Source organism: Stenotrophomonas sp. 85239_Sma (assembly GCF_056481725.1).
Map to the genome: position 1 here is coordinate 389,730 of NZ_CM151163.1, position 25,133 is coordinate 414,862.

Here is a 25,133-nt window from a genome sequence, read left to right on the forward strand (position 1 = left end):
GGCAACCTTGGCAACAACGAAACAGACAGGAGACAACTGATGGTGGACGCGGTGGTGGCGGTACAGTGGCTGGAAAAGCTGCAGAACGCACTGGAACCCTATCCCGGCGCCTACCTGGCGTTGATGATCTCGGCCCTGCTGATCGCAGCGGGCCTGGCCAACTGGGTGACGAAGCGCATCCTGGTGCGTGGCCTGCGGCGCCTGCTGCAGCGCCTGCCGGGTGCCGAATCCGGGCGCGGAAGCCACTTGATGCGGGTCATTTCGCGCCTGTCCAACGTGGTGCCCAGCCAGGTGATCGCCTCGGGCATCACCCTCATCCCCGACCTGCCGCCAAGCCTGGTCAACATCGTCATCAAGCTGTGCATCGTGTGGGCCGTACTGACGGTGTCGATGGCGTTCTCGCATGCGCTGGACGCGGCCAACAGCCTGTACGAACGCAAGCCCGATGCACGCAACAAGCCGATCAAGGGCTACCTGCAGGTGGTCAAGATCGTGGTGTTCGTGGCTGCCGGCCTGTCGATCGTCGCGACTCTGCTGGGAGTGAAGCTGGGCCCGCTGGTCACCGGCCTGGGTGCGGCCACGGCGGTGCTGATGCTGATCTTCCAGGACACTATCCTGTCGCTGGTGGCCAGTGTGCAGATCAGTGGCGATGGCCGCGTGCGCATCGGCGACTGGATCGAGATGCCCAGCCAGAACGCCGATGGTGACGTCATCGATATCGCGCTGCACACCATCACCGTGCAGAACTTCGACAAGACCATCACCACCATCCCGACCAAGAAGCTGGTGACCGAGTCGTTCAAGAACTGGCGCGGCATGCAGGAGGCCGGCGGCCGCCGCATCAAGCGCGCGCTGTACCTGGACCAGCACAGCGTGGGCTTCCTGGATGAGGGGGATCTGGCCTTCCTCGGCGAATTCGCGCTGCTGCGTGACTACCTGCAGGAGAAGGAGCAGGAGCTGGGCCAGTGGAACGGGCGCCTGCGCGAGCAGGGCGTGGCCGAGGTGAACAGCCGCCGGGTGACCAACCTGGGCACCTTCCGTGCGTATGTGGAGCGCTACCTGCGCAGCCACCCGGGCATCCATACCGACATGACCCTGCTGGTACGGCAGCTGCAACCGACCACCGAGGGCCTGCCGCTGGAGCTGTACTGCTTCACCCGCAGCACCGCCTGGGGTGAGTACGAGGCGGTGCAGTCGGACATTTTCGACCACCTGCTGGCAATCCTGCCGGCCTTTGGCCTGCGGGTGTTCCAGGCCTCCAGCGACGCCATGTTGATGGCTGGGCAGCGCCAGTTGGCCGGCTCGGAGTAAGCTGCGGGGCGCCCGGCGGGGCCATACGGACCCCGCTGGTGGCTGAAACTGAATGACGAAACCTCTCGCCAAACGGCTCGGGATCGCTAGAATGCCGGGCTTGTAAACGTTTTCATCAAGGACTGCTGGTGGCCTCCGATCGCATCGAATACCTCATTGCCCAGATGACCGTCGAGGAAAAGGTCGGCCAGCTGGGAGTCTTCGCGGACATGGTCCGCCCGTTCGCCCCGGACGTGAACCCGGAAGCCAACGTGCGCAACGCCGACCAGGTGCTGCAGCAGGTGCGCGAAGGCAAGGTCGGCTCGCTGTTCAATGGCGTGGGCGCCGAGCTGGGCCGCCGCATCCAGCAGGTCGCCACCGAAGAGAGCCGCTTGGGCATTCCGGTGATCCTGGCCGCCGACGTCATCCACGGCATGCGCACCGTGTTCCCGATCCCGCTGGGCGAGGCCGCCAGCTTCGAGCCGGACCTGGCCGAGCGCACTGCGCGCGCCACTGCCATCGAAGCCACCGCCGCCGGCCTGCACTGGACCTATGCGCCGGCGGTGGACATCGCCCGCGACCAGCGCTGGGGCCGTGGCGCCGAAGGCGCCGGCGAGGACGTGGTGCTGGGCTGTGCGTTCGCCGCCGCCCGCGTGCGTGGCTTCCAGGGCAGCGACCTGCGCGCCGCCGATTCGCTGCTGGCCACGCCGAAGCACTTCGCCGCCTATGGCGCGGTGATGGCCGGCATGGAATACAACATGGTGGACATCTCGCCGCAGACCCTGCGCGACGTGCACCTGCCGCCGTTCAAGGCGGCCTTCGATGCCGGCGCGATCACCGTGATGTCCTCGTTCAACGACATCAACGGCGTGCCGGCCAGCGCCAATGCCGAGCTGCTGACCGACATCCTGCGCGGTGAATGGAAGTTCCCGGGCGTGGTGATCTCCGACTACACCGCCGACATGGAGCTGGTCGCGCACGGCTATGCCGCCGATGACCGTGATGCCACCGCCAAGGCGTTCACCGCCGGCCTGGACCTGAGCATGCAGAGCGGCTTCTATGCCGAGCACCTGCCGGGCCTGGTGGAGAGTGGTGAAGTGCCGATGGCGGTGCTGGATGAAGGTGTGCGCCGCATCCTGTGGCTGAAGGAAACCATCGGCCTGTTCGACGACCCGTACCGTTCGCTGGACCCGGCGCGAGAGGCGGATACCTCGCACATCGGCGCACATGATGAACTGTCGCGCGATGCCGCGCGCCGTTCGATCGTCCTGCTGAACAACCGTGACAACGTGCTGCCGCTGCGGAAGACTGGGCAGAAGATCGCGCTGATCGGCCCGTTCGTGCAGGACCGCGAGAACATCGAGGGCTGCTGGACGCTGTTCGGCGACAAGCAGCGCTACGTGGACCTGGAAACCGGCGTGCGTGCCGCTATTGGCGACGAAGCGCTGCTGGAGATCGTGCCGGGTTGCGAACTGGAGGCCGCGATTCCGGGTGGCACCGAAGCCGCAGTGGCTGCCGCGCTGCGCGCCGACGTGGTGGTGCTGGCGCTGGGCGAACCGCAGCGCTACAGCGGTGAAGCCCAGTCGCGTGTGGAAATCACCCTGCCGCCGGCCCAGCAGGCGCTGGCCGAGGCGGTGGCGATGACCGGCAAGCCGCTGGTGGTGCTGCTGCGCAATGGCCGCGCGCTGGCGCTGCAGGGCGCGGTGCGCAATGCGCACGCCGTGGCGGTCACCTGGTACCTCGGTACGCAGACCGGCCATGCCGTGGCCGATGTGCTGTTCGGCGATTACAGCCCGTCCGGCCGCCTGCCGGTCAGCTTCCCGCAGGTGTCCGGCCAGCAGCCGTACTTCTACAACCACCCGCGCACCGGCCGCCCGGAACTGCCGACGATGTCGGAGTTCAAGGCCCGCTGGCGCGAGATTCCGAACGAACCGCTGTATCCGTTCGGGCATGGCATCGGCTACACCACGTTCGCTTACGGCGTGCCGCAGCTGAGCACGGCCCAGCTCGGCTGGGACGACACCCTGACCGTCACCACCACGCTGACCAACAGCGGTGATGTGGCCGGTGAGGAGGTGGTGCAGCTGTACATCCACGATCGCGTGGCCAGCCGCGTGCGTCCGGTGCGCGAGCTGAAGGACTTCCGCAAAGTGGCGCTGCAGCCGGGCGAGTCGACAGAGGTGGTGTTCACCCTGGGCCGCGAGCAGCTGGCCTTCACCGGCCGCGATGGCGTGCTGCGTGCCGAACCGGGCCAGTTCGACCTGTGGGTCTGCGCGTCCTCGGCTGCGGGTGAGGCCGTCCAGTTTGAGCTGCTGAAGGCCTGATCGAAAAAGGGGACGGAGGGGATTAAGTCGTTTGTGCCAAAACGACTTAATCCCCTCCGTCCCCTTTTTTGTTGTCCTCACTGCGGCGGGGCTACCATCGGTGTTCTTGAACCGATGGATGCCCGCGCATGCGCACGATCGCTGTGTTGATTCCCGCCCTGTTGCTGGCGGCCTGTTCGCAGCCGGCACCGCCGGCCGAGCCTGCGGTGGATGCACCGCCGCCGATGGAGGCCAGTGCTGCTGCGACGCCTGCGGCTGAAACGGCGGCGCCTGCTGCTGAACCCGCTGCAGCGGACGCGCCTGCTGAAGATGCACGTGCGCGCATTGAAACCCTGCTCGGTGATGCCGCGCAGTACGAGAAGGTCTTCAACGCCTTCAAGACCGCCGTGGTCAGCGGTGATCGCGCTGCGGTGGTGGAAGAGGTGCGCTTCCCGCTGAATATCGCCGGCGGAAAGAAGATCACCGGCCCCGGTGAGTTCCAGCGCAACTACGAGAAGATCATCACCCCGGCGGTGGTCAAGGCAGTGTCCGGGCAGGACTTCGGCAAGGTGTTCGTCAACCAGCAGGGCGTGATGATCGGTGACGGGCAGGTGTGGTTGAACGGGCAGTGCCTGGACCAGGCTTGCGCGCAGACCGAAGTGAAGGTCATCACCATCCAGTGAACGCAGACGGCCCCGCGTGCGGGGCCGTTGCGGAGAAATGTGCCGGCCAGCGGCCGGCACTACCACCCTGTCAGGTCTTCGGCGTGAGCTTCAGCAGGCGCGCCTTGCTGCCGTCTTCCAGCAGCCACAGCGCGCCATCCGGGCCCTGTTCCACTTCGCGGATGCGCTCGCCCATGTTGAAGCGCTCGGCTTCGCGCGCGCTGTCACCATCGAAGGTCACGCGCACCAGCGAGGTGGACGACAGGCCACCGATGAAGCCGCTGCCCTTCCACTGCGGGAACAGGGTGCCGCTGTAGATGACGAAGCCGGCCGGCGAGATCACCGGCGTCCAGGTCACCTTCGGGGCGGCGAATTCCGGGCGGGTATCGTGGTCGGGAATCGGGCGGCCGTCGTAGTGGTCACCGTTGGAAACGATCGGGTAGCCGTAGTTGGCGCCGCGCACGATCAGGTTCAGTTCGTCGCCACCGGCCGGGCCCATCTCGTGCGCCCACAGCTTGCCGTTGGCATCAAAGGCCATGCCCAGGATGTTGCGGTGGCCCAGCGACCACACCTGCGCGGCGACTCCGCCCTGCGAGGCGAACGGGTTGTCGGCGGGCAGGCTGCCATCCTCGTTGAGGCGGATGATCTTGCCGAGATTGCCGCCCATGTCCTGTGCCGGATCGAACTTCTGCCGTTCACTGGAACTGATCCACAGCTTGCCGTCCGGACCGAAGGCCAGGCGATGGCCGTAGTGGCCCTCGCCGCTGACCTTCGGGCTCTGCCGCCAGATCACCTTCAGGTCCTTCAGCTGGCCGGCGCCATTGGCGTCCAGCGCCAGCGTGGCCCGGGCCACGGCGGCACCGCGGGTATCCAGCGTGCCTTCCTCGGCGTAGCTGAGATAGATCACGTGGTTGCTTGCGAACTGCGGGTGCAGGATCACATCGCCGAAACCACCCTGGCCACCGTAGGCTACCTTCGGGACGCCGGTGATCTCGTGTTTCTGGCCGCTGGCCAGGTCCAGGTGCTGCAGCTTGCCGCGCTTTTCGGTGACCAGCAGGCTGCCATCGGGCAGGAAGGTCATCGCCCAGGGCTGGCTGAAGCGGCTGACTTCGGTGGCGGTGAACGGGCGCTGGCCGGTGGCGGCAGCGGCCGGAGCGGCAGTCTGCGCGCCGCTGGCAGCCGGATCGGCAGCATTGCAGGCGGAGGTGGCGAGGATCGGCACGAGGCCGAGGGCGAGCAGCAGGGGCGTGCGGGTCATGGGTATCTCCAGGGCGGGGATGCGGATGGCCGGGCTGTCCCTTGTATACCACTGCCGCGGTGACGGTCGTGGCCCGAAGGTCCTGCGCCCCCTGTGCGTCGGCAGCGGGATCGTCTAGGGTGGGCACGCCCGGGCAAAGCGTGCCCGTCTGCCTGCCAAGGATCTGCAATGAACACTGCCATGCCCCACAAGCCGTCCACTGCCTTCATTGCCGCCTCCTGGGTAGCCCTGCTGCTGGGTGCGGCGGCCTACCTGATCGGCCTGTTCAACGCCACGATGGCGCTCAACGAGAAGGGCTACTACCTGACGCTGCTGCTGTTCGGCCTGTTCGCGGCGGTCTCGCTGCAGAAGAGCGTGCGCGACCGCGCCGAAGGCATTCCGGTCAGCGGCCTGTACTACGCGCTGTGCTGGTTCGCGCTGCTGTCGGCGCTGATGCTGCTGCTGGTCGGCCTGTGGAATGCCACGCTGGCGCCTAGCGAAAAGGGCTTCTATGGCATGGCGTACGCACTGTCGCTGTTCGGTGCGGTGGCCGTGCAGAAGAACACCCGCGACCTGATCGCCGCCGGCGGCGGCGAGAGCAAGCGTAGTGCGATCGTACCGCCGCTGCCGGAGCAGGATTGATTGTGTAGCGCCGAGCCTACGCTCGGCGCTACAACCGGTCGACGCCAGGTCAGGTGCCGCGCGGCACGCCCTTGTCCAGCCGCTGGTCGAGGTTGACCGCTTCTTCCCAGCCACGGCGCACGGCACTGCGTGCCTGCGCCCATTCGAGTCGGCTGCGGCCGCGTTCGCTGGCCCAACGCGACTCCAGCTCGGCTTCCATGTCCTCGTAGGCACGGATCATGTCCTGCGCACGCGCGGCGTGGCCGATGCGATAGGCCGGCTCGTAATCCTCGAAGAACAGCTGGTCGTCGTAGTACGGCTCGGCGGTATAGCGCTCGCGCCAGTAGTTGCTGACCGCGTCGCGCGGCGTGCTGTCGTCCGGTACACGGCCGGGGATCTGGTACTCGGGGCTCATGGATCGGGCTCCGTTGTGGAGGAGCTTCGATCCTGCCCAGCGGCCGGTTAACACTCCGGGCCGACGGTGTGATCGCCAGATCAATCCACCGGGCATGCCCGGTGCTACCGGTCAACCGGCCTCGGCATCCTTTCGCGGCAGCTTGTAGATCACCGCACCGATGGCAAACGCGACCAACGCCGCGGCGATGTTCTGCCAGCTGGCACTGGCGAACAGGGCCAGGCACAGCAGCAGCGCCAGCACCGGAATCAGCGGACCACCCGGCAGCTTCAGCGCACCGGGGCGGTCGGCGTAGCGCTTGGCCAGCACCAGAACCGCCGCAGCGGTACCGATATAGGCGAACAGGCGCGTGGTCATCGACAGCAGCGCCAGCTGCACGAACGAGCCGGACAGGGCCAGGCCGAGTGCGATCAGGCCCTGGCACAGGATTGATGCGGCCGGGGTGTGGAAGCGCGGATGCACCTGCGCCAGGATCTTCGGCCCGTAGCCATCGCGCGCCAGTGCGAACAGGAAGCGCGGGCCCATCATCATCGTGTTGCTGTTGGTGCCGAGGATGGAGATGGTGGCGCCGATGGTGAGGATCAGCGCCAGGGCTTCGCCGCCGAAGCCGGCAGCGGCATCGGCCAGCGGCGTCGCCGAGCTGGACAGGCCGGCCAGCGTGCCCTGCGCCACTACCTGTACCGCGCCGTAGATGACGGTGACGGTGATGATCATGGTGATCAGGGCGAACGGAATATCGCGGCGCGGATTGCGGTACTCGCCCGCGGCAGCCGGGATGTTCTCGAAGCCGGCGTAGGCGTACAGCAGCAGCAACGCGGCTTCGCCCATGCGCTGCAGGTCGTGCGGGTCCGGGCGCTGGCCGGAGAAGGCCAGCTGCGGATCGATGTAGAACGCGCCGATGGCCACGAACAGCAGCAGCGGCAGCATCTTGCCGATCACCAGCACCACACCGGTCCGCGCAGCCGAACGCACGCCGATGATGTTGACGCCGGTAAGGAAGCCGAGCGACACCACGATCACCGCGATGCGGCCCACGCCGGCACCGGCCCATGGCCAGAAACGTGCGACCGCATCGGCCAGCGCGTTGCTCAATGCCGCCGCCGAGCTGATGCGGGTCAACCAGATCATCCAGCCGATCTCGAACCCGGCGAATCGCCCGAACGCCTCGCGGGCATACAGATAGCTGCCACCGGGTTCATCGAAGTAGCTGGCGGCCTGCGCGTAGCAGAGCACCAGCAGCGCGACGACGATGCCGGCGGCGACCACGCCCCACAGGCTGAACGGGCCGAGCAGGGCGACGGTGGCGGCCGGCAGCAGGTAGATGCCGCTGCCGATCACGTCGTTGATCGACAGACCGACGATCTGCCAGCGGCTGACCGCGCGCTGCAGCTGCGGTTCGTCCTGCGCGCTCAACGGGCGTCTCCGCCCAGTGCGGGCAGCTGCCACTGGGCCTGCAGGCGCTTGTACTCGGCGCGTGGCAGCAGCACGAAGCGCGGCGTATCCTGCGGCCGCAGCCAGTCCAGCAGCGCCTGCATGCGTGCTTGTGGCATGGCGGTGCAGCCGGCGGTGGCCTCACCGGGCTGGCGCCAGAGATGGGCGAAGATGCAGCTGCCCCTGCCGGGCTGGTTGTCCGGGTTGTGGGCGATCACGAAGCCTTCCCGGTAGCGCACGTCGCCCTTGTTGTGCAGGTCCAGCCGCATCGGCTCGGTGGAGCCCTTGACCGCTGCACTGCCGACCTTCTTCGCGTCGACGATGCGGTTGTAGAACGGCGAACCGGGCACATCCATGCAGTAGCTGCTGTCCAGCATCGGCTGGTACGGCATCGCGGTACCGGGGCGGGTGACCGCATAGCCGAACGCGCTGCCGAGCGCGAACACGCCGGCCGGGCTGCGGCCATCCCCCTCCTGCTTCTGCGGGCCGTCGGCCTGCGCTGGATGCAGGCCCAGCCCCCAGGCGCTGCCGGTGCGGCCCAGCGCCACCGGGAACGCCTGCCCATGTGCATGCCAGCCCTTGCCGTCGCGTACATAGGCCTGCAGCTGCCCCTGGGTGCTGTCCCAGCCTTCGCTGGTGACCACGATCAACTGGCGCGCGCCGTCCAGTGGCGCGGCGTGGACGGACACTGCCGCAGCAAGCAGCAGTGCGGTGGCGGCGAGGCGAACCAGCGATTTCATCAACATGCGCTCCGGTCAGGAATCCAGCAGGTGGTCGATCCGCTCCAGGTTCACCGCAAGCTGTTGCTGGCGGTCCGGATTGGCGTGGCAGAGCAGCACGAACAGGAAATCGAGCAGGGCGTGCATGGCGCTACGGTACAGCAGCTGCGCGACCTGCGGCGTACGGTCGTGCGCACACACCACCAGCGCCGCATCAGCATGCGCGCGCAGCGGGTTGGCGGTGTGCCGGGTGATGGAAATCACCTTGCCACCCATGTCCTGGAACTGCCGTGACAGCTGCGAAAGCTGCGGCAGGTTGCCGAACTCGGAGAACACCAGCAACGCATCGCCGGGACGTGCGGCCGACAGGTTGGCCAGCATCAGGATCGGATCGGTATGCGGCACCACCAGCAGGCCAAGCAGCGACAGCCGCATGGCAAACTCGCGGGCATACAGGCCGTCGTCACCCAGGCCGTAGACGAACAGTTTGGGCGCGCCGTCGAGCAGCTGCACGATGCGCTCGATCTCCTCGCGCGGATTGGCCTGCCGGGTTTCTTCCTCGGCCTGGGCCTTGCTGCGGCGCAGGGCCTCGCCCAGGCGCAGGTAGTCGTCGCCGCTGTCGGGTTCGCTGGGCGCCTGCTGTGGATCGGCACCGGCGCGGGCGACGTCCTGGCCGATCGAGTACTTCAGGTCCGGGTAGCCCTTGAAGCCGAGTTTCTGGCTGAACTTCACCACGCTGGACTGGCTGATGCCCAGCGCGCTGGCCAGCTGCTGGGACGAGTAGTCGCGCAGCAGGTGGGCGTTGTCGAGGATGAAGTCGGCGATGCGACGTTCGATGGCCGACATCTGCCCGCGCTCGGTTCGGATTTTCAGCAGGGGCGGCATGCGGGGAGTCCGGGCATGGGCAGGCGCGTTGCGGTTGGCAGCGTAGAGCGTGTCATGGGATGGGTCGGGCGGGTGCCAGCAGCGAAGAGGATACGGAGTGCAGTTGTCGCCTTTGACGTTGAGTCCGCCTTCAAGCGAGCCGAGCACCGCAGGGCCGGCGAGGGCGAAGAGGCGCGGGTGTCTGAGCGCAGCGAGTTCCGCGCCGTCCCTCGACGGGCCGAGGAGCACAGGGTACCGGCGTGCGCAGCACGTTGGCTCGCGGCCGGCGGAGCGTTTCTTTTGGTTACTTTTCTTTGCGCGCAAAGAAAAGTAACGCGCGACCCAGGAACAGTTGAGGACCAAGCCAGCCGCAAGGCGCGAATCAACCCAGCATCTCCAGCCCGCGCACTTCGGTGATGCCCAGCCCCGGCACCTCGCTGATGCTGATCTCCGACTCGTTGAACTGCACGCCACCGCTGACCGGGTCGAACTGGCCCAGCGAGGGGCCATCCAGGTCGACCTTGGTGATCACATCGCTCTTGGCCACCGCCAGGTGCACGGCCGCAGCCACGCTGATGCTGGACTCGATCATGCAGCCGATCATGCACGGCACGCCGTAGATGCCGGCGATGTCGGCAATGCGGATGGCGTTGGACAGGCCGCCAGTCTTCATCAGCTTGATGTTGATGATGTCGGCCGCGCGTTGCTGGATCAGGTCCATCACCTGGCTCGGGCTGAACACGCTTTCGTCGGCCATCACCGGCGTGTTGACGCGGTCGGTCACGTACTTCAGGCCACTGATGTCGGCGGCCTTCACCGGCTGCTCCAGCAGCTCGAGCACCACGCCCGCTTCCTCCAGCGTGCGCATGGCATGCACCGCCTGCTTGGCGGTCCAGCCCTGGTTGGCATCCAGCCGCAGCAGGGCGCGGCCTTCCACAGCAGCGTGGATCGCCTTGACCCGTTCGATGTCCAAGCCGATGTCCTTGCCGACCTTGATCTTCAGCGACTCGAAGCCGCGTTCGATCGCCGACAGCGAATCGGCCACCATCTTGTCGATGTAGTCCACGCTGATGGTGATGTCAGTGGTGATCACCGGGTCGCCGCCGCCCAGCATCTGGTACAGCGGCGCGCCATGCAGCTGTGCCCACAGGTCGTACAGCGCGATCTCCACCGCCGCCTTGGCGCTGGTGTTGCGCTCCATCGCGGTCTGCACCAGACCGCACAGGTGATTGAGGTTGGCCACGTCCTGGCCGATCAGGCGCGGCGCGATGAAGTGACGGATCGCCTCGATGATCGAGCCGTGGGTATCACCGGTGATCACCGCGGTGGCCGGCGCTTCGCCGTAGCCGGTGTGGCCGGTGTCGGTGCGGATCAGCACCACTACGTCTTCCACGGTTTCCACCGTGCGCAGGGCGGTCTTGAACGGTGTTTTCAGCGGCACGCGCAGCATGCCCAGTTCGATGGCAGTGATCTTCATTCAGGGGGTCTTGGCACGCAGGCGTTGGATGTTGGTGATGCGGTCGATGTAGCGGACGCTGTCGCTGGCCATCATCGGCTCCAGCGGGGTGACCGAAACACCATTGAGATGGGCCTGCACACGCTTGCCGTCAGCACCGAACCAGCTGCCGCCCGCCGTATCGTGGATCACCCAGGTGCGGCCGTCGACGTGGCCGATGGCCATCATCACGTGGCCGGGGATGTAGACCAGATCGCCCACCTGCAGATCGGTGACGGCGCGGTCGCGCACGGCCTTGCCGTCCTTGCCGGTGAACGGCACGCGGTCCAGCGCCGGGCTGACCGCCTGCGCGCTGGTATTGCGCGGCAGCAGCACGCCGAAGCTGCGGTAGATCTCGGAAACGAAACCGCTGCAGTCGCGGGTGTCGTAGTCGTGGCCCCAACCGTAGCGCTCGCCGAGGAACTTGAAGGCCTGCTGCAGCAGCAGGCGTGGGGTCAGCGGCAGATAGTCGGCGGCGGTGTCCTGCGAGCGCGGCAACAGCGCTGGTACCAGCTTCAATCGACCATCGGCCTCGCGTACCGGCAGCTGCACCACCCACGACGCATGCGCCTGCTGGCCGTTCACCGGCTCTGACGCCGGCCAGTCGGCCAGCACCGGCAAGCGCACGCCCATGTCCAGCTGCAGGCGCGAGACGCGCGGTTCTTCCGGGGTGTAGGCAGTCTGCGCGGTGGCGCCGGTGATGATCCGGTAAGGTCCCTTCGCGCCGTAGCCGAGCACCGTGGCCCTGTCGCCGCTGGCGATGGCATCGGCCTCGATCCATGCGCTGTAGCGCTCGCTGTGCACGAACAGCCAGCGGCCGTCGGCGCTGCGATGGACCACGGCAACCTTGTCGCCGGGGAACAGCGCCGATTCCTGGAAGCGATCGATGTCGGTGTCGCCAATGCTGCTGAAGACGCGCTCGCGGGTGGGGAAGGTGCGCAGCGCCGCGCGCTTCACCACCAGCCCATATTGCGGTGTCGTCTGCGCGGGAATGGACTGCAGGCCCAGATTGGCTTCAGTCGCGCTGCGCAGTGCCGGCGCAATGGCCTGGCCCTTGTCGTTGTACAGAGTGCGGGTGGGCCAGCTCGACAGCGAGATGATGCTGGCACGCACCGCCGCCGCATCAAGCTGCTCGGGCAGTGCGGCGATGTCCTGGATGTGGCTGTCCTGTGAGCGCATCCGTGCGTTCTGTGCCTCGATCTGGCTGCGGTCCAGGATCGGCACGTCTGCGTTGTCCAGGCGCGCGGTCCAGTACTGCGGGGTGAGGTAGGCCTCGTGCAGGCCGATCACATAGGGCAGCGGCGCGCCCGGGTCGGGCGGCGGGGCCGCCTGTGCAAAGGCCGGTGCGGCCAGCAGGCACAGGGCCAGGGTCAAGCGGCGTGGCCAATGCCGATGCCGTTCGCGGGAAGCCAGGATCATGCGCTGCACACCCTCCTCGAATGCCTGTTGGAATATTTATTCCTTTTGGCATCAAAATCAAGAATAAATTATTGACCGGCATCCCGGCCCGTGTTACACAGCCGTTACCACCCGCGCTGGGGAAGTGTCGCTGTGGATCCTGCCGTTCGCAAACTGCGTCTGCCTGCTGCTGCCGGCCTGAGTGCCGCGCTGCTGCTGTGCGCGTGGTCGGCGGGAGCGGAGCCGCCACCCTCGGCCATCCAGTTCGCGCGCGTCGTGCAGATGATCGACGCGGGACGGTTCTTTGAAGCTCACAGCGAATTGAACACCTGGTCGGCCGCCGACGCGGCGGAGCCTGGCGTCAGTTTCGACGACATCGCGTTCCAGGAAGAACGCATGCGGCGCATCCGCCTGGATTTTTCCCTCGACGAAACTGCCGCCAAGTCTGCCGTGCGCCGCTGGATTCCGGACCTGACCGACGAGGAATTCGCGCGGTGGGATCAGCTTGGCCTGATTGAGCATCTCGACATCGATGGCACGCGTTGGTATTTCAAGCGCGCACCGTCGAACTTGTTCCTGCTCAGCGATGAGGCACGCGCACGCCGCCGCGCGGATGCACCGATGTCGCCGCCGGGCCCGAACGAGGTGCTCAACGCGCACCACGCGCGCGTGCTTGCCGCAGCGGAACAAAGTGGCCGAGCGTCGGTACTGCCGCAGCGCATTGAATTCACCCAGTCGCTCACGGTGAAAGCTGATGCGGTGCCGGCCGGCGAGACCGTACGCGCCTGGATTCCTTACCCGCGCGAGATACCCGGCCAGCAGGAGCAGGTGCAGTGGCTGGGCAGCACCCCGGGCAAGGCGCGCGTGGCGCCAGCCAGCACCCTGCAGCGCACGGCCTATCTGGAAGGCAAGGCGGTGGCTGGGCAGCCGACGCGCTTCGAGGTCCGCTACGCGGTCACGATCCTGGCCCGGCATACCGCGATCGATCTGGCCAAGGTGCAGCCGACACCGGCCGATCCGGCGCTGAAACCCTACCTGGCCGAGCAGCTGCCGCACGTGCGTTTCACGCCGGCGCTGAAGCTGTTCTCCGACCAGGTGCTGCAGGGGGAAACCCGCCCGTATGAAGTGGTGCGCAAGCTGTTTGCTGCCGTGGATCGCATTCCATGGGCCGGTGCGCGCGAATACTCCACGATCAGCAACATCAGCGATTACGCGCTGCGTGCCGGCCATGCCGACTGCGGGCAGCAGACGCTGTTGCTGATCGCGCTGCTGCGCATGAACGGCATTCCCGCGCGCTGGCAGTCGGGCATGGTGTTCTCCGACGATGGCAGCGGCTACAACAACCTGCATGACTGGGGGCAGGTCTACCTGGCGCCGTATGGCTGGCTGCCGATGGATGTGACCACCGGCGCGCTGGCCAGCGACGTGCCTGCCCTGCGCGATTTCTACCTGGGTGGCCTCGACGGCTACCGCATCGCCTTCAACGACGATTTCGGCCAGCGCTTCACGCCGGCCAAGCAGCACTTCCGCTCGGAAACGGTCGACTCGCAGCGCGGCGAGGCCGAGTGGGCAGGCGGCAACCTGTACTTCGACCAATGGAGCTACGACTTCCAGTGGCGGGTACTGCCAGCCGGGCAACGCTAGCGCGACACATCGCATTCCACACCATTCAATTCTTGCAGGAGAGAGCAGGGGATGAAGGCTTACAGCATCAAGCGGGCGGCGTTGTGCGTCGCCCTCGGGGCGTGTCTGGGCATGATCGCGCCCAGCGCATTCGCACAGGACGGTTCGGTGGTTGGCCGGCTGGTGAGCGAGGCCGGGCAGGTGCCGGCTGGCGCCACGGTGACCGTACGCAACCCCGCCACAGGCTTTGTCCGATCGGTGCAGGCCGACGCCAACGGCAGCTACCGCATTCCGTTGCTGCCGGTAGGCACCTACGAGATGGAGGTCGGCTTGCCGGGGGGGGCCGCCAGCCGTGTTGGCCAGGTGACCGTCAGCCTCGGCAGCGCGACCACGGTGAACGTGCCGCTCGGCGCGGTCAGCACGCTGGGCACGGTCGAAGTGCGGGCACCGCAGGTGGTGTCGATGGTCGATGTGAAGTCCACCGAGTCGGCCACCAACATCACCCGCGAGGAACTCTCGCGCCTGCCGGTGGACCGTGACATCACCGCCGTGGCGCTGCTGGCGCCGGGAGCGGTGAAGGGCAAGGGGTCGCTGGGCGGGCAGGGCATTTCCTTTGGCGGTTCGTCGGTGGCCGAGAACACGGTCTACATCAATGGCCTGAACGTCACCGACTTCTACAACCGTGTCGGCTTCTCATCGGTGCCGTTCTCGTTCTACCAGGAGTTCCAGGTCAAGACCGGCGGCTACTCGGTGGAGTTCGGGCGCAGCACCGGCGGTGTCATCAACGCCGTCACCCGTTCGGGCAGCAATGATTTCAAGGCGGGAGCCGAGCTGGTGTTCGAGCCGCGTGCGTGGCAGTCGCAGGCGCGCGACCGCTACGACGGCAGCGGTAGCCGCTACATCACCGCCAGCCGCGACGACTACAGTCGCAGTGCGCTGAACGTATTCGCGTCCGGTGCGCTGGTGCAGGACCGCTTGTTCTTCTTCGGCATGTACGAAGCCCGCGACTACCGCCCGACATCGACCAACGACGCTGGCACACGCCTGAGCCAGGGCAAGGCCGACGATCCGTTCTGGGGCGGCAAGATCGACTGGCAGATCACCGACAACCAGATGCTGTCGCTGTTCGGCTTCTCGGACAAGAGCAAGACGCTCACCGATGTCTACGATTACGACTACGCCACGGGACAGACTGTAGGTGAGCGCAGCAACCAGATCTACAACACGGTAGGCGGCAAGAACTGGTCCGGCACCTACAGCTGGCAGGTCAACAACGACCTGACCATGAAGCTGATGTATGGCGAGAACAAGCGCAACCGCCTGCAGAGCTCATTGATGGACGAGAACTGCAACCGTGTGTTCGACAACCGAACGGCCAGCCAGGGCGTGCCACCCTCGCTGCAGGGTGACCGCAGCTGCACCAGCAGCTCGCAGCTGGAATCCGCATTGGACACCCGCAAAGCCGCCCGCGCCGATTTCGAATGGACACTGGGCAACCACCTGCTGCGTTTCGGGATGGACCGCGAGGAAAACACCTCTGACTACAGCCGTGCCTACCCCGGCCCGGGCGGCCTGCGCTACGACATCTATGCGCGTACGCCGGGAAGCTCCCTCAACGGCGGCGTGGTGCCGGCCAGTGGCCTGGTGGCGCGTACGCGCCGTTATGAGGTGGAGGGCGCTTTCGAGACCATCAACTCGGCCTACTACCTGGAAGACAACTGGCAGGTGACGCCGAACCTGCTGTTGAACATGGGCGTGCGCCTGGAAGCCTTCGACAACAAGGGCGGCGATGGCAGCAGCTACATCAAGATCGATGACATGGTAGCGCCACGTCTCGGCTTCTCGTGGGACGTGCGCGGCGATGGCACCACCAAGGTGTTCGGCAACCTGGGGCGCTACTTCCTGCCGGTGGCGAACGTCATCAACATCAAGCAGGCCGGCGGCTTCCTCGACGAACGCACCTGGTATGAGTTCCTCGGCTATTCCGGCGCAGCCAACAACATCCCCAACCTGGGCGCGCAGATCGGACCGGTGGACAACTCGCAGGGCGATGGCAGCGTGCCGGACCTGCGCGCCGAAGTGAACCGCGACATGGACCCGGTCTACCAGGATGAAGCGATCCTGGGCTTCCAGCAGATGATCAACGAGGCCTGGTCGGTTGGCGCCAGCGTGACCTACCGCCGCCTGCACAACGCCATCGATGACATGAACATCACCGCCACCGGCCAATGCGGTGCCATCGACGGGGTGTGGATCATGGGCAACCCGGGCCGCACCAACACTGTCTGGGGCGACACCAACTGCGATGGCCGCAACGATGGCTGGATCAGCATCGACACGTCCAAGGAAGGCTGGGCGCTGTACGACGATGACGGCAACTACGTGGGCCAGCGCGGCTGGGTGAAACCCAAGCGCGACTACAAGGCGCTGGAGCTGCAGGTCGACCGTGCGTGGGATGGCAAGTGGGGCTTCAATGCGTCCTATACGCTGGCCTATGGGCGCGGCAACGCCGAAGGCCCGGTCAACTCCGATACCGACTTCGCCGATGCCGGCCGCACCGAGAACTTCGACAACCCGTGGGTCAACTACCGCGGTTATGGCTACCTGGCCAATGATCGCCGCCACCAGTTCAAGTTCCGCGGCAGCTACGCGCTGACCGAGAACCTGAGCGTGGCCGCAACCCTGGGCGTGCAGTCCGGCAGCCCGATCACCCGCTTCGGTGCCGGCAATCCGTTCGATGCGACCGATTTCCACAGCTACTACGTCTGTGTGTCCAACTGCCAGGCGACGGTGCCGTCCGAACGTGTGTTCGTACATTCGCCGCGCGGTGGTGATAGGCGCACGCCATGGACCTACGATCTGGATGTCAGCGTTTCCTACAAGGTGCCGATTCCCACTGACCTGCGCCTGAAGCTGGCGGTGTACAACGTGCTGAACCAGCAGCGCGTGGTGACCGTGGACCAGGATTACGAACCGCAGGACAGCATCGGCACGCCGAACCCGCTGTACCGCTACGGCACCGGCTTCCAGTCGCCGCGCTACGCGCAGCTGACCGTCACATGGGCCTACTGAAGCCAGCCCAGCACGCTCGACGCTGCCTCTGCGTGGCGGCGTTGGTGGTGTTCCCGGTTGCGGCGGCGCAGACGACCGCGACCGCCTCGATCGATGCCGATGTTGCGGCCGTGGTCCAGCACGAGCATCTGCCCGGGCTGGCCATGGCCGTGGTCGAACAGGGAAGGGTGGTCTACCAGCGCGCCGAAGGCGCGCGTGGTGATGGCGGCCGCATCGACGAGGACACGCTGTTCAAGATCGCCTCCAACAGCAAGGCGATGACGGCCGCGCTGCTGGCGCGGCTGGTGCAGCAGGGCAGGCTGCGCTGGGACGACCCCGTGCAGCGCCACCTGCCGGAGTTCCGCATGCATGACGCCTGGGTCGGCCAGCACATGCAGGTGCGCGACCTGCTGATCCACAACAGCGGCCTTGGCCTGGGCGCTGGCGACCTGATGCTGTGGCCGGAGCCGACCACGTTCACCCGTGCTGACATCATCGGCGGGTTGGCGCACCTCAAGCCGGTCAGCAGCTTCCGCAGCCACTATGCCTACGACAACCTGATGTACGTGGTGGCCGGCGAAGTGGCCGCTGCGGCCGGTGGCAAACCGTACGACCAGTTGATGCGCGAGCAGGTGTTCGAACCACTCGGCATGGCACGCTGCCAGGTGGGGGCATGGCCGGTGAAGCGCGTGGGCAACGTGGCGCAGCCGCATGCCTGGCGTGGTGACCGCAATGAGGTGGTGAACGCCGACGGTGACATCAGCCCGGACCTGCCATCGATGGCGGCCGGCGGCATCCGCTGTTCGCTGCGTGACATGACACGCTGGATGCAGGTGCTGCTCGATCCCACGCTGGTGCCGGACTGGCTGGGCGGTGAACAGCGCCGCACGCTGTGGGCCCTGCACATGCCGATGCCGTTGGGTGAACGCCAGCGGCGCTGGGACAACGCGCATTTCTACGGCTACGGCTACGGCTGGCGCGTGTCCGACATGGACGGGCAGTGGAAGGTGGCACACACCGGCACGCTGTCGGGCATGTACTCGTCGCTGGCGCTGCTGCCCGACCGCAAGGTGGGTGTGGTGATATTGATCAACGGTGAAGGCGAGGACGCGCGCACCGCACTGATGCAGGCCGCGCTGAAGCGCTTCACCGCCCCCAATGATGCGCACCCAGCGATGGCATACCTGGCCGAACTGAAGGCTGACCAGGCAACGCGGGCGGCGACCGGCCATTCGCGGCCATCCACCGCTGCGGCGCAGGTTACGAGCCGCACGGACTTGTCCCGCTGGCAGGGCCGCTACAACGACCCCTGGCTGGGCCCGGCTTCGCTGTGCCCGGGCAAGGACGGCCTGCATTTCAGCGTCGACAAGTCGCCCAGGCTGCAGGCCACGGTGCTGCAACTGCAGGGGCGTTGGCTGCTGCGCTGGGATACGCTGGGAGAAGACGCACAGGCCTGGCTGCAGCCCGGTGACGGTGCGCCGCCCTCTCTGGACCTGCGCGCCATCGACCCGGACATCGACTTCAGCTATGACTTCCAGGACCTGCATTTCACTCGTACTGGCGACTGCGCTGGCAGCGAGCGCCAGCGCCGCTGAGCCGCCGCGTGTTTCGCCGGCCACTGATGCCGCCAGCGCCGGCTTGGTCGAAATCCGATCGCTGGCACCGCAAATCGATATGGACATCCGCTACGCCGGCGCCAACAACTTCACCGGCGCGCGCGTACTGGGTTACGAGGCGCCCTCGTGCTACCTGCTGGCGCCGGTGGCAAAGGCGCTGGCGCAGGTGGAACAGGACCTGCGCGCGCAGGGCTTGGGCCTGCGCCTCTACGACTGCTACCGGCCGGTGCGTTCGGTGCAGGCGTTCATGGCCTGGGTGAACGATCCGCGCGAGCGCTCGCGCAAGGCACTGCAGTACCCGGATCTGGAAAAGCCACGGCTGCTGGCCGACGGCTACATCGCCGAGCGCTCCGGCCACAGCCGCGGTGCCACGGTGGATCTGGGGCTGCTGGATTGCCGCAGCGGTGCATGCACGCCGTTGGACATGGGCACCGACTTCGACTTCTTCGGACCGCGCGCGCATACGCAGACGAGTGGGTTGAGCGACGTGCAGCAGGCGAACCGCCAGCAGCTGGTGCGCGCGATGGCGCGCCGTGGTTTCGTGAATTATCCGCAGGAGTGGTGGCACTACACCCTGCAGCCCGAACCGGACCCGGGCACCGCATACGACGTCCCCGTGCGGTAGGGATATCGGCAGAGGGTCGCTGCTGTTGGTAGGTGTCGACCTTGGTCGACACGGTAGATCCGCGCCATGCGTGGATGCTCTTCGTTCAATCATCGGAGTATTCGATTTCGATGGAGATCCATCCACGCATGGCGTGGATCTACCGTGGTTACCGGATCGGGTCCGGGGCAGATCCCTTACACTGGCCGCCTCTTCATCCCTGCCCACCCGATGAACCTTCCCCTGCACTTCGGCCTGCTCGGCACCCTGGAAGCGGGCGCCATCGCCCTGCTGGTCGGGCTGCTGGTGTACTTCCTGTGGTCGCAGCTGTGCCGGCTCCTGCACTGGACGGTCGGCCACGCGATCGGCTGGTCCTGCGTCATCGCCGTGATCATCTCCGCCGGCATCGATGCCTGGAAGCTGTTCTACATGGGCATCGTGCGTCTGGAGTCGCCGCTGTATGCGCGCCTGTTCCTCGCCACCATCCACGATCCGAACGAACTCGGCAGTCGCGTGGTGCTGGAAATCGCCGGCGCGCTCGCCGGTGTCGCGCTGGGATGGGTGGTGTTCAGTTCGCGGTCATCGGCGCAGAGCGTCGACTGACGCAGGTTTTTCGTTGGTTGCCCGTTAAATCCGGCGGCGCTGAATGCGCATCTTATGAGCCGCTCACTCCGTGCTAACCAGCGCGCTAACGCATGCGTGGAGGCGAGTGGTTAATCGTGCGTGTGGAGGCCGGTCGCGGCCCAAAATCGATTCAGAAACGCGGTGGCACGGTAGGTGCCGTGCGGAAACAACAGGCCGCGCAACACCACCCAATTAGGTAGGAGACACCCCTGATGACTATTCGCAACCGCAAGCCCCTGATCGCCCTGATCGTCGCCGCTGGCAGCGTGCTGGCCATTCCGGCGATGGCCCAGTCGGCCAAGCAGCAGGCCGCGCAGGCACAGAACGAGGCCGCGCAGGCGCAGCAGTCGGCGGCACAGGCAGGGCAGGCGGCTGACCAGGCGACCAATGCGGCCGCGGCGGCATCGGCGCAGGCCAACGGCGGTGGCCAGACCTGGGCCAGCATCGATACCGATGGCAACGGCACCATCAGCAAGTCCGAGGCACAGGTGAACGCCGGCCTGGCCCAGGTGTTCGACCAGGCCGACACCAACAAGGACGGCGAGCTGAGCGCCGACGAGTACAAGGCCTACGTGGCCGCCCAGCAGGCCGGCGCGGGTGCCGGCGCGGCGCAGGGCCGTTGATCCAGGCCTGATTCGGGAAGACCGGTGCATGGGGACCCGGGCGGCTGCGGCCGCCTGGGTTTTTCTCGTCATGGCCGCCCCTGTATCCTTGGCCGATGAACACCCCCACGCCTGCGCCGTCGCGCGCCATCGGCCTGGTCGGTTTTGACGGTGACGATACGCTGTGGAAGAGCGAGGACTACTACCGCAAGGCCGAGCAGGATTATCTTGACCTGCTGTCGCGCTACGTCGACGTGCATGACACCCAGACCGCGCGCCACCTGCTGGAAGTGCAGCAGCGCCACCTGGGCTCCTTCGGCTACGGCGTGAAGAGCATGACGCTGTCGATGATCGAGGCAGCCATCGACATCACCGGCCAGCGCATCGAGGCCAAGGACATCCAGCGCATCCTGGAGATCGGCCACGATACCCTGCGCCACCCGGTCGAGCTGATCGACGGCGTGCGCGAAGCGGTGGCGACCATCGCCGAGCACTATCCGGTGGTGCTGATCACCAAGGGCGACCTGTTCCACCAGGAAGCGAAGATCAAGATCGCCAACCTGGCCGAGCTGTTCCCGCGCATCGAGATCGTTTCCGAGAAGGATCCGGAAACCTACGCCCGCGTGCTGGCCGAATTCGACCTGCCGATGCAGCGCTTCGTGATGGTCGGCAACTCGCTGCGTTCGGACATCGAGCCGGTGGTCACCCTGGGCGGCTGGGGCGTGCATACCCCGTACGCGGTGACCTGGGCGCACGAGACCCAGCACGGCGTGGCCGACGACGAACCGCGCATGGTCACCGCCGACACCGCCCACGATTGGCCGGCTGCACTGGCGGCGATCGAGGCCAAGGCCGCTGCGGCGGCCTGACAGGGCCCGGCAGCTGCGGCAGAATCGGGGCATGAATCTCCGACTGCGCGCGCTGTTGTTGTCCCTGCTGCTGGTCCCGGCCACCGTGCTGGCCCAGCAGACCGCCGAGCGTTCGGCGGTCTACGCGGTGGAAACCGGTGACAGCTGGGTCGATGCCCAGCTTCAGGACATCAACCACTACGCCGAGCGCTACCCCGACGCCTTCCTTGACGAGGTGTCGCGCTATGCCGAGGTGCCGCGCGGCTACATCAGCGCGCTGTTCACCACCCATGGCTGGCAGGCCGGGGATATCTACTTCGCCTGCTTCTGGGCCAAGGCCAGTGGCCAGACCTGCCGCGACAGCGTGCGCGCCTTCAGCCAGGACCCGGAGGGCGGCTGGGAAGCGGTGGTGAAGCGCATGCCCACCAAGCCGGACAACCTGCACTACCGCGCGGTGCGCCACGCCATCGTGGCCAGCTACCAGCACTGGGACCGGCCGATCACTCTGGATGCCACCCTGAAGCGCCAGCTCAAGCGGTAGTGCCGGCCGCTGCCTGATTCGGGTGGAGCAGTCCACAGGTCGCCCCCCTGCAGAGGCCGGGCGCCATGTTGCTCTGCATATCGCCGCCGCCGCGCGCTCCGGCGACAATACGGGTCCGAGCTGTTCCCCGTTCCCGTAATCGAGTGACTGATGAGCGCCTCTTTCGTTTCGCCTGATGTGATCCGCCGCCTGTTCGCACAGGCCATGTCCCGCATGTACCGCACCGAAGTGCCGTTGTACGGCACGCTGGTGGAACTGGTGGAGCGGATCAACGCACAGGTGCTGGAGCAGGATCCGGCGCTGGCCGCGCAGCTGCTGCGCAACGACGAGCGTGCGCGCCTGGACGAAGAGCGCCACGGTGCGATCCGCGTCGGCACCGTGCAGGAACTGGCGACGCTGCGCCGCCTGTTCGCGGTGATGGGCATGTACCCGGTCGGCTACTACGACCTGTCGGTGGCCGGCGTGCCGGTGCACTCCACCGCGTTCCGTCCGCTGACCGGCGCCGCGCTGGCGCAGAACCCGTTCCGCGTGTTCACCTCGCTGCTGCGCCTGGAGCTGATCGAAGACGAAGCGCTGCGTGCGGAATCGGCAACGATCCTTGCCCGCCGCCGTATCTTCACCGAGGGCGCGCTGGCGCTGATCGACCAGGCCGAGCGTGACGGCGGGCTGTCGCAGGCCGATGCCGAGCGCTTCGTCGATGAAGCACTGGAAACCTTCCGCTGGCACGGCGATGCCACGGTCGACCTGCCGACCTACCACGCGCTGCACAACGCGCATCGGCTGGTGGCCGACGTGGTCAGTTTCCGTGGCCCGCACATCAACCACCTGACCCCGCGCACGCTGGACATCGACGCGGCGCAGGCGGCGATGATCGAACACGGCATGGCGGCCAAGGCGGTGATCGAGGGCCCGCCGCGCCGTGCCTGCCCGATCCTGCTGCGCCAGACCAGCTTCAAGGCACTGGAAGAGGCGGTGCATTTCCCGGACGGCGAGGGCGGCGATGCCGGTACGCATACCGCGCGCTTCGGCGAGATCGAACAGCGTGGCCTTGCCCTGACCCCGAAGGGCCGCGCGCTGTACGACCAGCTGCTGTCGCAGGCACGGGATGCCGGTGGCGAAGGCAGCACCGGTGGCGACTACGGCCAGCGCCTGCAGGCGGTGTTCGCCAGCTTCCCGGATGATCATGACACGCTGCGCCAGGAAGGCCTGGGCTATTACCGCTACCAGCTGACCGACGCTGGCCGCGCCGCGCCGGAGCGCGTGGCCGACCTGCCGGCCGAAGTGCTGGTGGCCGCGGGCCTGGCCACCGCCGACCCGATCGTCTACGAGGATTTCCTGCCGGTCAGCGCTGCGGGCATCTTCCAGTCGAATCTGGGCGGCGAAGAACAGCGCGCCTATGCCGCGCACGCCAACCGCGAGGCCTTCGAGCAGGCGCTGGGCGTGGCGGTGAATGACGAGTTCGAGATCTACGAGCGGCTGCAGGCCGAATCGCTGGCGAGCCTGCGCACCGCGTGAAGGTGTCCGTACCTGGGGTCAGAGCCCTTTCCCATGGAAAGGGATCCGACCCCGACGTTGCGCATGACCGGGGTCAGATCCCTTTTCGGCAGAAAAGGGCTCTGACCCCCAACGCAGTCAGCCCTTCATCGTGCCGGTATCCAGCCAGCGCTGGTGCCACGACAGCGCTTCCGGCAGCAGGTGCGGGGTGTGCTTGCCGTAGCTTTCGTGGCTGGCGCGGTCGAAGTAGTCCTGCAGCTGCGGGCGGAAATCCGGGTGCGCGCAGTTGTCGATCAGCACCTGCGCGCGCTTGCGCGGGGTCAGGCCACGCAGGTCGGCCAGGCCCTGCTCGGTGACGATCACCGACACGTCGTGCTCGGTGTGGTCGACATGGCTGGCCATCGGCACGATCGCCGAGATGGTGCCGTTCTTCGCAGTGGACGGGCTCAGGAACGCCGACAGGAAACCGTTGCGGGCAAAGTCACCCGAACCGCCAATGCCGTTCATGATCCGCGTGCCCATCACGTGCGTCGAATTGACGTTGCCGTAGATGTCCACCTCGATCATGCCGTTCATGCCGATGCAGCCGAGGCGGCGCACCAGCTCCGGATGGTTGGAGATTTCCTGCGTGCGCATGATGATGCGCTCGCGGTAGAAATCGATGTGTTCCTTGAAGGTCTCGTTGGCCTGCGGGCTCAGCGCGAAGCCGGTGCACGAGGCGTAGCTCAGCACGCCGTCACGCAGCAGGTCGAGCATGCCGTCCTGGATCACCTCGGTGAACGCGGCCAGGTCGCGGAAACCGCTCTTGGCCAGGCCGGCCAGTACGGCGTTGGGAATGTTGCCCACGCCCGACTGCAGCGGCAGCAGGTTCGGCGGCAGGCGGCCCTTCTTCACCTCGTGCTTGAGGAACTCGATCAGGTGCGAGGCGATCTGTTCGCTGGTCGCATCGATCGGGCTGAACGGGCTGTTGCGGTCCGGGCCGTTGGTGCGCACCACCGCCACGATCTTGTCCGGGTCGCAGCGCAGCGCGGTGTCGCCGATCCGGTCGTTGGCGTTCACCAGCGGAATCGGCTTGCGGTGCGGCGGCAGCGCGGTGCCGTAGTAGATGTCATGCATGCCGTCGACGCCGGCCGGCTGCCATTCGTTGACCTCGACGATCACCTTCTTGGCCAGGTCCAGCCAGGTCTTGTTGTTGCCCACCGAGGTGGAGGGCACCAGCGAGCCGTCCTCGCGGATGGCCGAGACTTCGATCACGGCGGTATCGATCTCGCCGTAGAAGCCGAACCACACGTGCTGGGCCACGTGGCTGAGGTGGATGTCGATGTAATCCAGCTTGCCCTCGTTGATGCGGTTGCGCGCATCCGGGTCGCTCTGGAAGGGCATTCGCATGGCGATGCCATCGGCCTTGGCCAGCGCGCCATCCAGCTCCGGCGCGGTGGAGGCGCCGGTCATCAGCTTGATCTGGAAGGGCTGGCCCTGGGCGTGCACCGCTTCGATGCGGCGGGCCAGTTCCACGGGGACGGCCTTGGGATACCCGGAGCCGGTAAAGCCGCTCATGGCCACGGTTTCACCGGGCTGGATCAGCGCGGCTGCGGCCTCTGCGGAGACCACGCGGTCACGGAGACGCGCGTTGGCGATGCGATCAACAGACATGACGACAGTGTTTCTGGGGGGAAACCCGATTATCGGCCATCC

General features: G+C 66.7%; 21 protein-coding genes. 13 read left to right on the plus strand and 8 right to left on the minus strand.

Features of this window, described 5'->3' with window-relative positions; all coding sequences use genetic code 11:
- Nucleotides 1-39 precede the first annotated feature (39 nt).
- From ACYKG1_RS01780 to ACYKG1_RS01790, 3 genes are all read left to right on the plus strand, one after another.
- Nucleotides 40-1,311 carry a mechanosensitive ion channel family protein gene (locus tag ACYKG1_RS01780; protein WP_100471064.1) on the plus strand — a complete coding sequence of 424 codons (1,272 nt, stop codon included), beginning with the start codon at nucleotides 40-42 and terminating at the stop codon, nucleotides 1,309-1,311.
- 128 nt (nucleotides 1,312-1,439) lie between these two features.
- Complete coding sequence (locus ACYKG1_RS01785; protein WP_478471636.1) at nucleotides 1,440-3,614, plus strand: glycoside hydrolase family 3 N-terminal domain-containing protein; 2,175 nt, start codon at nucleotides 1,440-1,442, stop codon at nucleotides 3,612-3,614.
- 128 nt (nucleotides 3,615-3,742) lie between these two features.
- Nucleotides 3,743-4,276 carry a hypothetical protein gene (locus tag ACYKG1_RS01790; protein ID WP_478471638.1) on the plus strand — a complete coding sequence of 178 codons (534 nt, stop codon included), beginning with the start codon at nucleotides 3,743-3,745 and terminating at the stop codon, nucleotides 4,274-4,276.
- Nucleotides 4,277-4,346: 70 nt separating this feature from the next.
- On the opposite strand, the gene ACYKG1_RS01795 is transcribed toward ACYKG1_RS01790, so the two are convergent.
- A complete protein-coding gene (locus ACYKG1_RS01795) occupies nucleotides 4,347-5,513 on the minus strand; it encodes a PQQ-dependent sugar dehydrogenase (protein WP_478471639.1) in 1,167 nt (388 codons plus the stop codon).
- A 168-nt stretch (nucleotides 5,514-5,681) separates the two neighbouring features.
- Here ACYKG1_RS01795 and yiaA point away from each other — a divergent pair, with 168 nt between their 5' ends.
- Nucleotides 5,682-6,134 (plus strand): inner membrane protein YiaA, encoded by a 453-nt coding sequence (gene yiaA, locus ACYKG1_RS01800; protein WP_478471641.1) that lies wholly within the window; start codon nucleotides 5,682-5,684, stop codon nucleotides 6,132-6,134.
- Nucleotides 6,135-6,183: 49 nt separating this feature from the next.
- On the opposite strand, the gene ACYKG1_RS01805 is transcribed toward yiaA, so the two are convergent.
- From ACYKG1_RS01805 to ACYKG1_RS01830, 6 genes are all read right to left on the minus strand, one after another.
- Entirely contained in the window at nucleotides 6,184-6,528 is a 345-nt protein-coding gene (locus ACYKG1_RS01805; protein WP_100471069.1) for a hypothetical protein, read from the minus strand.
- Between the two features lie 111 nt (nucleotides 6,529-6,639).
- Nucleotides 6,640-7,941 (minus strand): APC family permease, encoded by a 1,302-nt coding sequence (locus ACYKG1_RS01810; RefSeq protein WP_100471070.1) that lies wholly within the window; start codon nucleotides 7,939-7,941, stop codon nucleotides 6,640-6,642.
- A complete protein-coding gene (locus ACYKG1_RS01815) occupies nucleotides 7,938-8,699 on the minus strand; it encodes a L,D-transpeptidase family protein (protein ID WP_100471124.1) in 762 nt (253 codons plus the stop codon). Before ACYKG1_RS01815 ends, ACYKG1_RS01810 begins: the two co-directional genes overlap by 4 nt.
- 15 nt (nucleotides 8,700-8,714) lie before the next feature.
- Nucleotides 8,715-9,563 carry a MurR/RpiR family transcriptional regulator gene (locus ACYKG1_RS01820; protein ID WP_100471071.1) on the minus strand — a complete coding sequence of 283 codons (849 nt, stop codon included), beginning with the start codon at nucleotides 9,561-9,563 and terminating at the stop codon, nucleotides 8,715-8,717.
- 361 nt (nucleotides 9,564-9,924) lie between these two features.
- Nucleotides 9,925-11,019 carry a dipeptide epimerase gene (locus ACYKG1_RS01825; protein WP_478471643.1) on the minus strand — a complete coding sequence of 365 codons (1,095 nt, stop codon included), beginning with the start codon at nucleotides 11,017-11,019 and terminating at the stop codon, nucleotides 9,925-9,927.
- Entirely contained in the window at nucleotides 11,020-12,456 is a 1,437-nt protein-coding gene (locus ACYKG1_RS01830; RefSeq protein WP_478471645.1) for a C40 family peptidase, read from the minus strand.
- Nucleotides 12,457-12,588: 132 nt separating this feature from the next.
- On the opposite strand from ACYKG1_RS01830, the gene ACYKG1_RS01835 reads away from it, so the two are divergent.
- The 9 genes from ACYKG1_RS01835 (at nucleotide 12,589) to hglS (ending at nucleotide 23,459) form a co-directional block, all read left to right on the plus strand.
- Nucleotides 12,589-14,079, plus strand: coding sequence for a transglutaminase-like domain-containing protein (locus ACYKG1_RS01835; RefSeq protein ID WP_478471647.1), 1,491 nt, complete (start codon nucleotides 12,589-12,591; stop codon nucleotides 14,077-14,079).
- 51 nt (nucleotides 14,080-14,130) lie between these two features.
- A complete protein-coding gene (locus tag ACYKG1_RS01840; RefSeq protein WP_478471648.1) occupies nucleotides 14,131-17,130 on the plus strand; it encodes a TonB-dependent receptor in 3,000 nt (999 codons plus the stop codon).
- Nucleotides 17,118-18,704, plus strand: a complete 1,587-nt coding sequence (locus ACYKG1_RS01845; RefSeq protein ID WP_478471649.1) for a serine hydrolase — start codon at nucleotides 17,118-17,120, stop codon at nucleotides 18,702-18,704. The genes ACYKG1_RS01840 and ACYKG1_RS01845 overlap by 13 nt, the downstream gene beginning before the upstream one ends.
- Entirely contained in the window at nucleotides 18,637-19,350 is a 714-nt protein-coding gene (locus tag ACYKG1_RS01850; RefSeq protein ID WP_262227171.1) for a M15 family metallopeptidase, read from the plus strand. The genes ACYKG1_RS01845 and ACYKG1_RS01850 overlap by 68 nt, the downstream gene beginning before the upstream one ends.
- A gap of 210 nt (nucleotides 19,351-19,560) precedes the next feature.
- A complete protein-coding gene (locus tag ACYKG1_RS01855) occupies nucleotides 19,561-19,932 on the plus strand; it encodes a hypothetical protein (protein ID WP_478471651.1) in 372 nt (123 codons plus the stop codon).
- A gap of 233 nt (nucleotides 19,933-20,165) precedes the next feature.
- Nucleotides 20,166-20,576, plus strand: a complete 411-nt coding sequence (locus ACYKG1_RS01860; RefSeq protein ID WP_087921311.1) for an EF-hand domain-containing protein — start codon at nucleotides 20,166-20,168, stop codon at nucleotides 20,574-20,576.
- Nucleotides 20,577-20,671: 95 nt separating this feature from the next.
- Nucleotides 20,672-21,424, plus strand: coding sequence for an HAD family hydrolase (locus ACYKG1_RS01865; RefSeq protein ID WP_478471653.1), 753 nt, complete (start codon nucleotides 20,672-20,674; stop codon nucleotides 21,422-21,424).
- A gap of 31 nt (nucleotides 21,425-21,455) precedes the next feature.
- Nucleotides 21,456-21,944 (plus strand): hypothetical protein, encoded by a 489-nt coding sequence (locus ACYKG1_RS01870; protein ID WP_478471655.1) that lies wholly within the window; start codon nucleotides 21,456-21,458, stop codon nucleotides 21,942-21,944.
- Between the two features lie 150 nt (nucleotides 21,945-22,094).
- Nucleotides 22,095-23,459, plus strand: coding sequence for a 2-oxoadipate dioxygenase/decarboxylase HglS (gene hglS, locus ACYKG1_RS01875; RefSeq protein WP_262082954.1), 1,365 nt, complete (start codon nucleotides 22,095-22,097; stop codon nucleotides 23,457-23,459).
- 117 nt (nucleotides 23,460-23,576) lie between these two features.
- On the opposite strand, the gene ACYKG1_RS01880 is transcribed toward hglS, so the two are convergent.
- Nucleotides 23,577-25,091: an acetyl-CoA hydrolase/transferase family protein gene (locus ACYKG1_RS01880; RefSeq protein ID WP_478471657.1), complete on the minus strand. Its 1,515-nt coding sequence runs from the start codon at nucleotides 25,089-25,091 to the stop codon at nucleotides 23,577-23,579.
- Between the last annotated feature and the right edge of the window lie 42 nt (nucleotides 25,092-25,133).

What these genes read in the sequence shown, in the direction of transcription:
- ACYKG1_RS01780 (WP_100471064.1), top strand. Translation starts at nt 40, where the DNA reads ATGGTGGACGCGGTGGTGGCGGTACAGTGGCTGGAAAAGCTGCAGAAC.
- ACYKG1_RS01790 (WP_478471638.1), top strand. Translation starts at nt 3,743, where the DNA reads ATGCGCACGATCGCTGTGTTGATTCCCGCCCTGTTGCTGGCGGCCTGT.
- ACYKG1_RS01795 (WP_478471639.1), bottom strand. Translation starts at nt 5,513, where the DNA reads ATGACCCGCACGCCCCTGCTGCTCGCCCTCGGCCTCGTGCCGATCCTC.
- yiaA (WP_478471641.1), top strand. Translation starts at nt 5,682, where the DNA reads ATGAACACTGCCATGCCCCACAAGCCGTCCACTGCCTTCATTGCCGCC.
- ACYKG1_RS01805 (WP_100471069.1), bottom strand. Translation starts at nt 6,528, where the DNA reads ATGAGCCCCGAGTACCAGATCCCCGGCCGTGTACCGGACGACAGCACG.
- ACYKG1_RS01815 (WP_100471124.1), bottom strand. Translation starts at nt 8,699, where the DNA reads ATGAAATCGCTGGTTCGCCTCGCCGCCACCGCACTGCTGCTTGCTGCG.
- ACYKG1_RS01820 (WP_100471071.1), bottom strand. Translation starts at nt 9,563, where the DNA reads ATGCCGCCCCTGCTGAAAATCCGAACCGAGCGCGGGCAGATGTCGGCC.
- ACYKG1_RS01825 (WP_478471643.1), bottom strand. Translation starts at nt 11,019, where the DNA reads ATGAAGATCACTGCCATCGAACTGGGCATGCTGCGCGTGCCGCTGAAA.
- ACYKG1_RS01830 (WP_478471645.1), bottom strand. Translation starts at nt 12,456, where the DNA reads ATGATCCTGGCTTCCCGCGAACGGCATCGGCATTGGCCACGCCGCTTG.
- ACYKG1_RS01840 (WP_478471648.1), top strand. Translation starts at nt 14,131, where the DNA reads ATGAAGGCTTACAGCATCAAGCGGGCGGCGTTGTGCGTCGCCCTCGGG.
- ACYKG1_RS01845 (WP_478471649.1), top strand. Translation starts at nt 17,118, where the DNA reads ATGGGCCTACTGAAGCCAGCCCAGCACGCTCGACGCTGCCTCTGCGTG.
- ACYKG1_RS01850 (WP_262227171.1), top strand. Translation starts at nt 18,637, where the DNA reads ATGACTTCCAGGACCTGCATTTCACTCGTACTGGCGACTGCGCTGGCA.
- ACYKG1_RS01855 (WP_478471651.1), top strand. Translation starts at nt 19,561, where the DNA reads ATGAACCTTCCCCTGCACTTCGGCCTGCTCGGCACCCTGGAAGCGGGC.
- ACYKG1_RS01860 (WP_087921311.1), top strand. Translation starts at nt 20,166, where the DNA reads ATGACTATTCGCAACCGCAAGCCCCTGATCGCCCTGATCGTCGCCGCT.
- ACYKG1_RS01865 (WP_478471653.1), top strand. Translation starts at nt 20,672, where the DNA reads ATGAACACCCCCACGCCTGCGCCGTCGCGCGCCATCGGCCTGGTCGGT.
- ACYKG1_RS01870 (WP_478471655.1), top strand. Translation starts at nt 21,456, where the DNA reads ATGAATCTCCGACTGCGCGCGCTGTTGTTGTCCCTGCTGCTGGTCCCG.
- hglS (WP_262082954.1), top strand. Translation starts at nt 22,095, where the DNA reads ATGAGCGCCTCTTTCGTTTCGCCTGATGTGATCCGCCGCCTGTTCGCA.
- ACYKG1_RS01880 (WP_478471657.1), bottom strand. Translation starts at nt 25,091, where the DNA reads ATGTCTGTTGATCGCATCGCCAACGCGCGTCTCCGTGACCGCGTGGTC.